Origin of the sequence: Sulfitobacter profundi (genome assembly GCF_042661425.1) — a bacterium.
Lineage (GTDB): Bacteria > Pseudomonadota > Alphaproteobacteria > Rhodobacterales > Rhodobacteraceae > Sulfitobacter > Sulfitobacter profundi.
Window position 1 is genome coordinate 76804 of sequence record NZ_JBHSWA010000004.1, and the last position, 12130, is coordinate 88933.

Genomic DNA, 12130 nt, shown 5'->3' on the forward strand with positions numbered 1-12130 from the left:
AAGAGAATAGATGTTTGATACGGCTCTGACCTTCAACGACTTAATGTTCATGCTCAAAGGCGCGGGTGTGACGCTTTCGGTCACCGCCTTTGCGGTGGTGGGCGGCACGCTGCTGGGGGTCTTCTTCGGGGTGCTGCGCAGCCAGATCAGCCCTTGGGCGGCCCTGCCGCTGACCTTTGTGCTGGATATCTTCCGCTCGGTTCCGCTGCTGATCCAGCTGATCCTCGCCAACGCTTTTCAGGCCATCGCGGGCTGGGGGATTTCCCCCTTCGTGACCTCCTGCATCGTGCTGGCGCTTTATACCTCGGCCTATTGCACCGAGATCGTGCGCGGCGCGATTGAGGCGGTGCCTTCGGTCACCCGCCGTGCGGCCCGTTCGCTCGGCATGACATGGGGCCAAGACCTCACGCAGATCGTCTTTCCCATGGCGCTGCGCGTGGGCCTGCCCAGTTGGATCGGCCTGACGCTTGGCGTGATGAAAGACAGCGCGTTGGTGATGTGGCTTGGCATCATCGAACTGCTGCGTGCCTCGCAAATTCTGGTGACACGCCTGCAAGAGCCGATGTTCATCCTGCTCGTGACGGGCGCGATCTATTTCGCGCTCAGTTTCCCCATTGCCCGGCTTGGCAGCCGCTTGGAAAAAAGGTGGCAAGAAAATGATTGAGATTGAAAACGTCCATAAATCCTTTGGCGCACTACAGGTGCTCAAGGGCATCGACCTGACCGTGCAAAAGGGCGAGGTCGTCTCGGTGATCGGCGGCTCTGGCTCGGGCAAATCGACGCTGCTGACCTGCATCAACGGGTTGGAGCCGATCGACAATGGCCGCATCGTGGTCGACGGCACCGAGGTCCACGCCCGCGACACCGACCTGAACAAGCTGCGCCGCAAAATCGGCATCGTGTTCCAGCAGTTCAACGCCTTCCCGCATCTGACGGTGCTGGAAAACGTCACGCTGGCTCCGCGCAAGGTCAAAGGTATGGGCCGCAAAGAAGCCGAAGAGATCGCGGTGCAGCAACTCTCGCATGTCGGTCTGGCCGACAAGCTGGGCGTCTATCCCGGCCGCCTGTCGGGCGGGCAGCAGCAGCGGATGGCGATTGCGCGTGCATTGGCGATGTCGCCCGATTACATTCTCTTTGATGAGGTGACCTCGGCGCTCGACCCGCAACTGGTGGGCGAGGTGCTCGACACGCTCAAATTGCTGGCAGATGAGGGGATGACGATGATCTGTGTCACCCATGAGATGAGTTTCGCACGCGATGTGTCGGACCGGGTGGCGTTCTTTCACAAGGGCGTCATGGCCGAGATCGGCGCGCCGGATCAGATCTTTGGCGATCCGCAGCAAGAAGAGACCCGTCAATTCCTATCGAGCGTCCGGTAATGAGCCAATCTCCGGTGACGGTTGTCGGCGCTGGCGTGGTGGGCCTGTCTACCGCGCTGGCGCTTCAGGCGCGCGGGTTGACCGTGCGGGTGATTGACCGCGAAGGCCCGGCAGCGGGCGCGTCGGCGGGCAACGCAGGCGCCTTTGCCTTTACCGAGATCCTGCCGCTCGCCTCACCCCGGATGATCCGGCAGGCGCCGAAATGGCTGCTGGATCCGCTGGGGCCGCTGACCGTGCCGCCGCGCTATGCCGGGCGGATCACACCGTGGATGTGGCGTTTCTGGAAGGCAAGTTGGCCTGCGCAGGTGCGGGCTTCGACCGTGGCGCAGACGGCGCTGATGAAGCTCTCGCAGGCCGCGCTCGACCCGCATCTGGAGTTGAGCGGCCTTGCCCATATGCTGCGGCACGACGGGCAATTGCAGGTCTATGAGAGCGAGGCCGAGTTCCGCGCGTCACTCCCCGGTTGGCAGGCCCGCGAAGAGGCGGGGATCGCCTTCACGCATCTAAAGGGCGATGAGATTGCGGCCTATCAACCCGGTCTTGCGCCCGGCTTCACCCATGCGACCTTCACCCCCGAGTGGCAGTCGATTTCGGACCCGCGTGACTATGTGCTGGCGATGGCAGAACGCTTCCGGGCAGGGGGTGGCGAGATCACGATCACTCGCGCCGAGCGTCTGGTTGCGGGCGGGGTCGAAACCTCCGATGGCATGATCCCCGGCTGCGTCGTGCTGGCCGCAGGTGCGCACTCGCATCACTTGGCCCTCACCGCCGGCGCGAAAATCCCGCTGGAGACCGAGCGAGGCTATAACACGACGCTGCCCGCCGGGGCCTTCGACCTGAAGCGTCAGATCACCTTCGGCGGCCATGGATTTGTCATCAGCAAGGTCGGCGACGGCCTGCGCGTTGGCGGGGCGGTGGAACTGGGCGGGCTCGACCTGCCGCCAAACTTTGCCCGCGCCGATGCGATGTTGAAAAAGGCCAAGCGCTTCCTGCCGGGGCTCGACACCTCGGGCGGCACGCAATGGATGGGTTTCCGCCCCTCGCTGCCAGATAGTCTGCCTGCCATCGGCGCGCTGCCGAACCGTCCGGATGTGTTCTGCGCCTTCGGCCACGGGCATCTTGGCCTCACGCAATCCGCGGGCACCGCCGCCATCATCGCGGACCTGATGACCGGCCAAGACCCCGGCATCGATCTGACCCCCTTCTCTCCCGCCCGTTTCTAGAGGCTGACATGACGCAACACACATTTCCTTGTATCGACGGCCACACCTGCGGCAATCCGGTGCGGCTCGTCACCGGCGGCGCGCCCCTGCTCAAAGGTGCGAACATGCTGGAAAAACGCGCGCATTTTCTGGCGGAATACGACTGGATCCGCACCGGTCTGATGTTCGAGCCGCGCGGCCATGACCAGATGTCGGGCGCGATCCTTTATCCGCCGACACGGGATGATTGCGACATCGCCGTGCTGTTCATCGAAACCTCGGGCTGCCTGCCGATGTGCGGCCACGGCACCATTGGCACCGTCACCATCGCGCTGGAAAACGGACTGGTCACGCCTGCTACCCCCGGACAGTTACGCCTTGAAACCCCCGCCGGGCGGGTCGATGTGACCTACCGCCAAGAGGGGCGTTTCGTCGAAGAAGTGCGGCTGACCAATGTGCCCGCCTTCCTCCATTCCGAAGGGCTGACGGCTGAGGTCGAAGGCTTGGGCGAAGTGGTCGTCGATGTGGCCTATGGCGGCAATTTCTATGCCATCGTCGAGCCGCAGAAAAACTTCCGCGATATGGCAGATTTCTCTGTTTCCGAACTGGTCGGTCTCAGCCCGAAACTCCGCACGGCGCTGAACGCGAAATACGAATTCATCCACCCCGAACACCCCGCCATCAACGGGCTAAGCCACATCCTCTGGACCGGCGCGGCCCAAGCCCCCGAGGCTCACGCCCGCAACGCGGTTTTCTACGGCGACAAGGCGATCGACCGCTCCCCCTGCGGCACCGGCACCTCTGCCCGGATGGCGCAACTCGCGGCCAAGGGGAAGCTGAAAGTTGGCGATGATTTCGTGCATGAATCCATCATCGGGTCGATGTTCAAAGGCCGCGTCGAAGCAGCGGCGGAGTTGGCGGGAAAGCCCGCGATCATCCCCTCCATCGCCGGTTGGGCCCGGGTCACCGGCTTTAACACCATCTTTATCGACGAGCGTGATCCCTTCGCGCATGGCTTTGTCGTCACCTGACTTGGAAAGGCTCCCCATGGCGCAAATCATCGTTCCCGCCGAGGCCCAAGGCGCGGTGCTCGTCTCGTCCGAGGGGTTGAGCTTCTGGGGCGGCGTCGATCCGGCCGATGGCAAGGTCATCGACGCGCATCACCCGCTCTGTGGACAATCGCTAGCAGGGAAGATCGTGTTGATGCCGACCAGCCGCGGCTCCTGCACCGGCAGTGGCGTCTTGTTGGAACTGGCGCTGAATGGCCATGCGCCCGCCGCCTTGGTTTTCCGCGAGGCCGAAGACATCCTGACCTTGGGGGCGCTGATCGCGGGCAAAATGTTCGACAAGCCGCTCGCGGTACTGCGCCTCGGCGCAAAGGACTACGACCTGCTCGCCAAAGCGCGCAGCGCGCGGATTACGCCGGAGATGCTGAGCACGGATGAGTGGGACTTGCCGCTGTCCGACAGGCCCGCCCGCGATCTGCATCTCACCGCTGAGGATCAAGCAATGCTGGGCGGAGCCCACGGCCCGGCAGTTCAACTGGCGATGGAGATCATCTGCACCATGGCGCGCGGGCAGGGGGCCGAGAGGCTGGTCGACGTGACCCGCGTGCATATCGACGGCTGCATCTACGCCAGCCCGGCCAATCTGCTTTTTGCCCAGACCATGGCCGATATGGGCTCGCAGGTGCGGGTGCCAACGACGATGAATGCCATCTCGGTCGACCACGGCAACTGGCGCGCGCAGGGCGTGCCGCCGAATTTCGGCCTGCCCGCCAGCCGTCTGGCCGATGCTTATGTCACCATGGGCGCGCGGCCCAGTTTCACCTGCGCGCCCTACCAACTGCCCGCCCCGCCCGAGCGCGGCGAGTTTATCGCATGGTCGGAATCCAACGCGGTGATCTATGCCAATAGCGTGCTTGGCGCGCGAACGGTGAAACATCCCGATTTCCTCGACCTGTGCATCGCGCTGACCGCACGCGCGCCGCTTTCGGGGGTCTATCTGGATGACCACCGCGCCCCACGCCGGGTGATCGATGTGGCATTGCCCGCGCAATATAACGAGGCGATCTGGCCGATGCTCGGCTGGCTGGCGGGGCAGGCGGCACCGGACCGGATCCCGCTGCTGCGCGGGCTGGAAACCGCTGCGCCGAACGAGGATGACCTCAAAGCGCTCTGCGCCGCCTTTGGCACCACCTCCGCCGCGCCGATGCTGCATGTGGCAGGCGTCACGCCCGAAGCCGATCTGCCCCCCGTGGCCGAGGCCGATACGCTGCGCATCACGCCCCAAGACCTGCGCCGTGTCTGGCGGCAATTCAACGCGGGGCCTGCGCAGGTCGATCTCGTGGCCTTCGGCAGCCCGCATTTCTCGCTCGCGGAATGCCGAGCTTTGGATGCGGCTCTGGCCGGGCGAAAACGTCACCCAGACACGGCGGTTATCGTTACCCTTGGGCATGACACGCTCACGGCGGCGCGCGACGACGGCACCGTGGCGCGGCTCGAAGCGGCAGGGGTGCAGGTCGTGCCCGACATCTGCTGGTGCTCGATTTCCGAGCCGGTCTTCCCGCCCTCGACCAAGGTGTTGATGACCAACTCGGGCAAATATGCCCATTACGCCCCGGGCCTTTCGGGCCGTGCGGTGCGCTTTGGCAGTATCGCCGATTGCGTTAAGGCCGCCGTGACCGGGCAGGCCGGGGAGGCGTTGCCGACATGGCTGGCCGCAAAGGAGACTAACAATGCGTAGCAGCAAGACCGTTCATGTGATCTCGGCCCATGCCGAGGGCGAAGTCGGCGATGTGATCGTCGGCGGTGTCACCCGCCCCCGGCGACACGCTTTGGGAGCAAAGCCGTTGGATCGCGCGGGACCAGACGCTGCGCAACTTCGTGCTGAACGAGCCGCGCGGCGGGGTGTTTCGCCATGTGAACCTGCTCGTCCCGCCGAAAGACCCGCGCGCCGATGCAGCCTTTATCATCATGGAGCCGGAGGACACGCCGCCGATGTCGGGCTCCAACTCGATCTGCGTGTCGACCGTCTTGCTCGACGGGGGATCCTGCCGATGACCGAGCCGGTGACGGAGCTAACGCTCGAAGCGCCGGGCGGGCTGGTGAAGGTCCGCGCGGAATGTCGCAATGGCAAGGCGGAGCGTATTTTCGTGCAGAACCTGCCGAGCTTTGCAGCCCGGTTGGATGTGCCGCTTGAAGTCGAAGGGCTGGGCCGGCTCACCGTCGATACCGCCTATGGCGGGGATAGTTTCGTGGTCGTCGACGCCGCCGCGATGGGGTTTTCGCTAGAGGCGCATGAGGCCCATGACATCGCCCGCCTCGGCGTGCGGATCACCAATGCCGCGATGCGGTTTGAGCATCCCGAGAACCCCGATTGGCAGCATTTCTCTTTCTGCCTTTTTGCCGGGCCAGTCACCCGCGACGCGACCGGTCTGCGCGCCGGGGCGGCGGTGGCAATCCAGCCGGGCAAGGTCGATCGCTCCCCCACGGGCACGGCGCTCTGCGCGCGGATGGCGCTGCTGCATGCGCGGGGGAAATGGGGGTGGAGGACAGCCTGACCACGGTCTCGCTGATCGGCTCGACCTTTACCGGGCGGATCTTGGGCGAGACGCGCGTGGGCGATCATCCGGCGATCCTTCCCGAACTCTCTGGGCGGGGCTGGGTCACAGGCATCCACCAGCACATGCTAGACCCCGATGACCCGTGGCCCGGCGGCTACCGACTGTCCGACACTTGGGGGGCACGCGGTTAGGCGCCCATCCCTTTCGCCAAATTGAACCCCGATCCCCCGGCCTGAGTGGGGGCGGGGCGCGGGGTGGATATTCGCCGCGCTACCGCCGCGCCGCCTCGGCGCGAAGCCGCCGTCCTTGGCTGACGCGAGGCAACGTCTTGCATGTGCACTTGGTTTTCGATTGATTACTTTTCAATCAGAACACGAACTTTCAAACAACGGAGAGTCACCATGAAGCTACGCACCACACTTGCATCCTCCGCATTGGCGCTCAGCCTTGCGTTTCAGGCCCAAGCCGCCGATGTCCCCGAGGGTGTGAACCTTGCCGAAGATCAAAGCTATACCTTCTGGCTGCTTGACGCGATCAAGTCGATGGACCCGCAGATCAACACCGATGTCGAAGGTTCGGACGTGCTGCGCAACCTCTTTGAAGGGCTTTATAACGAAGACGGCAATGGCGAACTGGTCCCCGGTGTGGCGCTGGATCATGAGGTCTCCGAAGACGGCAAGACCTATACGTTCAACCTGCGCAAAGACGCCAAATGGTCCAATGGTGATCCGGTCACGGCCAATGATTTCGTCTATTCTTGGCGCCGTTTGGCGGACCCGGCGACCGCGTCGGAATACGCATGGTATATGGAGTTGATGCAGGTCGAAAACGCGCCTGAGATCATCGCCGGGGACAAGTCGCCCGAGGAATTGGGCATCCAAGCCGTCGACGACCACACGCTTGAGGTCAAGATCACCACGCCGCTGCCCTATTTCCCGCAGATGCTGGTGCATGGGTCGACCTTCCCCGTGCTGCAAAGCGTGGTGGAAGAGCATGGCGACGATTGGACCGATGCGGGCACGCTCGTCGGCAACGGCGCTTATAAACTGGTCGAGCATCAGTTGGGCGAACGTGTCGTGATGGAGAAGAACGACACCTATTGGGATACCGACAACGTGGTGATGGAGAAGATCACCGCGCTCACGATCAATGACGTGAACCAAGCGCTGACCCGCTATCTGGCGGGTGAGTTGGACCGCGTGGATATCCCCGCCGGGCAGTACCCGCGTCTGAAGAAAGAATACCCCGAACAGGCGGTCTCAACCCCCTATAACTGCTCGTATATCTACATGCTGAACGTAGGGGAAAAGGGCCCCGAGGCGCTGAAAAACGTCAATGTACGCAAAGCCTTGGCCTATGCCATCGACCGCGACATCATTGTCGAGCGTATCCTGCAAGGCGGTCAGAAGCCGTCGTACAACTGGACCCACTGGGCGATCGCCGATTTCGAGCGTCCCGAGTTGGATTGGGCCGACAATATGGATCAGGCGCAGCGCGTGGAAAAGGCCAAGGAACTGTTGGCCGAGGCGGGCTATGGCCCCGACAACCCGCTGGACCTGACGCTGCAGTACAACACATCGGAAGATCACAAAAAGATCGCCATCGCGGCCTCGCAGATGCTCAAGCAGATCGGCGTGAACCTCACGCTGGATAACTATGAGTGGAAGGTCCACACCGACCGCATGCAGCGCCAAGACTACGACATGGCGCGCTATGCATGGTGCGGCGACTACAACGAGGCCTCGACCTACCTCGATCTGCTGACCTCATATTCGGGCCACAACAACGGCGAGTTCTACAATGACGCTTATGACAAGCTCATGAAGGACAGCAAAACCGCCGAAGACCCGCAGCCGCTTTACAAAGATGCGGAGCGTATCTTGGCCGAGGAAATGCCGATCATCCCGATCTACCACTACGCCAACGTCGACATGATCGCGGAAGACATCGAAGGTCTGCCCGAGAATAACGTCAACAACACGTGGTACGGCAAAGACCTCTATCGTACCGCGGAGTAACCTCTCGACATTCGGGCAGCCCGGCGGTTAAGGCACGGGCTGCCCGATTCCATTTTGCCCCCCTCAACCCCCGTATCCGGAGCGCGCGCCTCTTGCTCAGTTACATCCTCAAGCGCCTTGCCATCGCTGTTCCGACGCTGCTTGTGCTGATCGTCATCTCCTTTCTGCTGATGCATTCCGCCCCCGGTGGGCCCTTCACATCAGAGCGTGAATTGCCGCCGCAGGTGCTGGCGAACCTCAATGCGAAATACGGGCTGGATGATCCGCTTTGGAAGCAGATCGGCAGCTATGTTTGGGGCATCGTGACCGAGTTCGATTTCGGGCCGAGCTTTGTTTACAAAGACCGTTCGGTGAATGAGATCATCGCCCAAGGTTTCCCGATTACGCTGACCTATGGGCTGTTGTCCTTTGCTGTCGCAGTGATCGTCGGCGTTGGCCTTGGCGTGGCCGCAGCGGTGCGGCACAACTCGCTGCTCGATTATGTCGCGGTTGGGGTTTCCATCGGGGCGCAGGTGCTGCCGAATTTCGTCATGGCGCCGATCTTGGTGCTGGTCTTTACGCTCTGGCTTGGTTGGTTGCCCGGGGGCGGGTGGCAAGGGCCGGAGTATTGGATCATGCCGGTGATCGCGCTGTCGACATCCTTCATGGCCTCGATTGCGCGGATCACCCGCTCGTCGATGCTTGAGGTGCTGACCTCGAACCACATCCGCACCGCGCGCGCCAAGGGGCTGCCCGAACGCCGGGTGATCCTGCGCCATGCGCTGAAACCCGCGATGCTGCCAGTGATTTCCTATCTGGGCCCCGCTTTCGTGGCGATGATCACCGGCTCTGTGGTGGTCGATATCTATTTCTCCACCGGCGGCATCGGCAAGGCTTTCGTCGATTCAGCGCTCAACCGCGACTACGCGGTGATGATGGGGGTGACGATCCTCGTGGGCGCGCTGACCATCTTCTTTAACCTCGTGGTCGATATCCTCTACGGGTGGATCGACCCCAAGATCCGGTACTGACATGGTGATGACATCCGAACAACGGGTCGAAGCCAGCGAGATTGCGGGCAAGGGGCGTTCCCCTTGGGCCGATGCGCGGCGGCGGTTTTTCCGCAACAAGGCGGCGCTGATGGGTCTGGTAATCCTCGGCTTCGTCGTGGTCTTTGCGCTTTTCGGCAACAGCTTTGCGCAATGGTCGAACGAGGAATTGGACTACAACGTCATGGGCCAGATCGTCGAATTGGGTGGGCCGTCGATTGAAAGCGGCCATTACTTTGGCACCGACGATCTGGGGCGCGATTTGTTCGCCCGCACCGTGCAAGGCACGCAGATCAGCCTCGCGGTGGGCCTTGTCGGCGCGTTGATTGCCTGTGTGGTCGGCACGCTTTACGGCGCGGTGGCGGGCTACTTCGGCGGGCGCACCGACAGCATCATGATGCGGCTCGTCGATATCTTCATGGCCGTGCCTTACATGTTCGTGCTGATCCTGCTCTTGGTGATGTATGGCCGTTCGATCACCATTCTTTTTGCGGGCGTCGGGCTGATTTCATGGATGGAGATGGCCCGCATCGTGCGGGGCCAGACGCTGACCATCAAGGGCCGCGAGTTTGTTGAGGCTGCCCGCGCCACCGGCGTTTCGGCCCCGGTCATCATCCTGCGCCATATCGTGCCCAACCTCTTGGGCGTCATCGCGGTATACGCCACGCTGCTGGTCCCGCTGATGATCCTGACGGAAAGCTTCATCTCTTTCCTCGGGCTTGGCATTCAGGAGCCGCTGACCTCCCTCGGGGCGCTGATCTCCGAAGGGGCGGGGACCATCGCCTATGGCACCACTTGGCAGTTGGGTTTCCCGCTGCTGTTCTTCTGTCTCACGCTCTTTGGCCTGTTCTTTATCGGCGACGGATTGCGTGACGCCCTCGACCCCAAGGATCGCTGATGTCTCTGCTGGAAATCGACAAGCTCTCTGTCACCTTCGACGGCGAAGATGGCCCCGTGCATGCGGTCAATGACCTGTCGCTGTCGATCAGCCGGGGTGAGACCTTGGGCATCGTCGGCGAAAGCGGCTCGGGCAAATCGCAGACCGCCTTTTCGATCATGGGCCTGCTCGCGCCGAACGGGCGCACCGCTGGCTCGGTCCGGTTTGACGGGCAAGAGATTTTGGGCGCCAAACCCAAGGTGCTGAACAAACTCCGGGCTGAGCGGATTGCGATGATTTTTCAAGATCCGATGACCTCGCTCAATCCTTACATGCGCATCGCGGACCAGATGACCGAGGTGCTGACCCTGCACAAAGGCATGTCCAAACGCGACGCACTGGCGGAGTCGGTGCGGATGTTGGACGCAGTAAAGATCCCCGCAGCCAAGGAGCGCATCCGCCTCTTCCCGCACGAGTTCTCCGGCGGGATGCGCCAGCGGGTGATGATCGCCATGTCGCTGCTGTGCAAACCCGACCTGCTGATCGCGGATGAGCCGACCACCGCGCTCGACGTGACGGTGCAGGCGCAGATCATGGACCTGCTGGGTGATCTGCAAAAGGATTTCGGCATGGCCACGATCCTCATCACCCATGACCTTGGCGTCGTCGCGGGGTTCTGCGAGCGGGTGCTGGTGATGTACGGTGGCCGCGTGATGGAGCAGGGCCCGACCGAGCCGCTTTTCGCGCAACCGACGCACCCCTACACCCGTGGCCTTCTGGCTGCCGTGCCGCGGGTCGATGACCAAGACGCCACCATGAAGGCGATCCCCGGCAACCCGCCCAACATGGCCGCCCCGCCCGAGGGCTGCCCTTTCCGCCCGCGCTGCACCTACGCCGGTGAGGATTGCCGCGTGATGCCGCCACTTGCGCCTTTTGCCGAAGGCCGCGCCCGTGCCTGCCACCGTCCGATTGCGGAGGTCACCGCATGAGCCCGCTTCTCTCAGTGCGCGATCTCCACGTTCGTTTCCCCATCACCCGCGCTGGCGACATGCCTTGGACGAAACCGCGCTATCTGCACGCGGTGAACGGGGTGAGCTTTGATCTGGAGCCGGGCAAAACGCTTGGCGTGGTTGGCGAATCCGGCTGTGGTAAATCCACCCTCGCGCGGGGTTTGATCCAAATGGTCCCGGCGACGGGGCAGGTGAACTGGCGCGGAGAGACGGACCTGCTGTCACTCTCCCCCGGCAGATGAAACCCTACCGTTCTGAGATCCAGATGGTGTTTCAAGACCCTCTGGCCTCGCTCAACCCCCGCATGACGCTGGGCCAGATTATCGCAGAGCCGCTGCGCACGCACCGGCCCGAGATCTCTGCCAAGGAACGCCGCGCCCGTGTCGCGCAGATGATGGAGCGCGTGGGTCTGCTGCCGCAGATGATCAACCGCTACCCGCATGAGTTCTCGGGCGGCCAGTGCCAACGCATCGGCATTGCCCGTGCCCTGATCGTGGAGCCGAAGTTGCTGATCTGCGATGAGCCGGTCTCGGCGCTTGATGTGTCGATCCAAGCGCAGGTGATTGAGTTGCTGAAGGAGCTGCAACGCGATCTGGGGCTGGCGATGATCTTTATCGCCCATGACCTCAGCGTGGTGAAAAACATCTCGGACGAGGTCATGGTGCTCTATCTGGGCCGCATCATGGAAAAGGCCCCCAAGGCGCAGCTCTACGACAACCCGCAGCACCCCTATACGCAGGCGTTGCTTTCGGCGGTGCCGATCCCCGACCCCGTGGCCGAACGCGCCAAGCAGATCGTGCCGATGACGGGCGATATGCCCTCCCCGATGAACCCGCCCTCGGGCTGTGTTTTCCGGGGCCGCTGCCCGCGCGTGCAGGCCGATTGCGCTGAGGTGGTGCCAGAACCGGGGCGGGGCGCGCATCAGGTGGCCTGCATTCACCCCGGCCCGATGCAGGAAAATGAAGTGGCCGTAGGGCGCTGACGCCCTGCTGTCGGTTTAAATCCCTTTATAATAACGCTTTACCTGCCGCCTTAGAACCCCGCGGCGGCT

The 12130-nt window shown here is 62.9% G+C and carries 9 protein-coding genes and 2 pseudogenes; all 11 read left to right on the plus strand.

Features of this window, described 5'->3' with window-relative positions; genetic code table 11:
- Positions 1-10: 10 nt before the first annotated feature.
- The 11 genes and pseudogenes from ACFQAU_RS20255 to ACFQAU_RS20305 all read left to right on the plus strand — a co-directional run bounded on the left by ACFQAU_RS20255 (position 11) and on the right by ACFQAU_RS20305 (position 12061).
- Positions 11-664 carry an amino acid ABC transporter permease gene (locus ACFQAU_RS20255; protein WP_120352372.1) on the plus strand — a complete coding sequence of 218 codons (654 nt, stop codon included), beginning with the start codon at positions 11-13 and terminating at the stop codon, positions 662-664.
- Entirely contained in the window at positions 657-1379 is a 723-nt protein-coding gene (locus tag ACFQAU_RS20260; protein WP_132445576.1) for an amino acid ABC transporter ATP-binding protein, read from the plus strand. Before ACFQAU_RS20255 ends, ACFQAU_RS20260 begins: the two co-directional genes overlap by 8 nt.
- Positions 1379-2602: an NAD(P)/FAD-dependent oxidoreductase gene (locus tag ACFQAU_RS20265; protein WP_132445573.1), complete on the plus strand. Its 1224-nt coding sequence runs from the start codon at positions 1379-1381 to the stop codon at positions 2600-2602. The genes ACFQAU_RS20260 and ACFQAU_RS20265 overlap by 1 nt, the downstream gene beginning before the upstream one ends.
- Positions 2603-2610: 8 nt before the next feature.
- On the plus strand, positions 2611-3612 hold the full coding sequence (locus ACFQAU_RS20270) for a 4-hydroxyproline epimerase (protein WP_132445570.1): 1002 nt from the start codon (positions 2611-2613) through the stop codon (positions 3610-3612).
- Positions 3613-3628: 16 nt separating this feature from the next.
- Complete coding sequence (gene lhpI, locus ACFQAU_RS20275; RefSeq protein ID WP_132445567.1) at positions 3629-5326, plus strand: cis-3-hydroxy-L-proline dehydratase; 1698 nt, start codon at positions 3629-3631, stop codon at positions 5324-5326.
- Positions 5319-6337 (plus strand): annotated as a pseudogene (locus tag ACFQAU_RS20280) (trans-3-hydroxy-L-proline dehydratase). Before lhpI ends, ACFQAU_RS20280 begins: the two are co-directional and overlap by 8 nt.
- 210 nt (positions 6338-6547) lie before the next feature.
- Positions 6548-8164, plus strand: a complete 1617-nt coding sequence (locus tag ACFQAU_RS20285) for a peptide ABC transporter substrate-binding protein (protein ID WP_120352377.1) — start codon at positions 6548-6550, stop codon at positions 8162-8164.
- A gap of 92 nt (positions 8165-8256) precedes the next feature.
- Complete coding sequence (oppB, locus tag ACFQAU_RS20290; RefSeq protein WP_120352378.1) at positions 8257-9174, plus strand: oligopeptide ABC transporter permease OppB; 918 nt, start codon at positions 8257-8259, stop codon at positions 9172-9174.
- A 1-nt stretch (position 9175) separates the two neighbouring features.
- Positions 9176-10090: an ABC transporter permease subunit gene (locus ACFQAU_RS20295; protein ID WP_120352379.1), complete on the plus strand. Its 915-nt coding sequence runs from the start codon at positions 9176-9178 to the stop codon at positions 10088-10090.
- Complete coding sequence (locus ACFQAU_RS20300) at positions 10090-11058, plus strand: oligopeptide/dipeptide ABC transporter ATP-binding protein (RefSeq protein ID WP_132445559.1); 969 nt, start codon at positions 10090-10092, stop codon at positions 11056-11058. The genes ACFQAU_RS20295 and ACFQAU_RS20300 overlap by 1 nt, the downstream gene beginning before the upstream one ends.
- Positions 11055-12061, plus strand: a pseudogene (locus ACFQAU_RS20305) (ABC transporter ATP-binding protein). The gene ACFQAU_RS20300 and the pseudogene ACFQAU_RS20305 overlap by 4 nt, the downstream one beginning before the upstream one ends.
- The last annotated feature ends 69 nt before the right edge of the window (positions 12062-12130 follow it).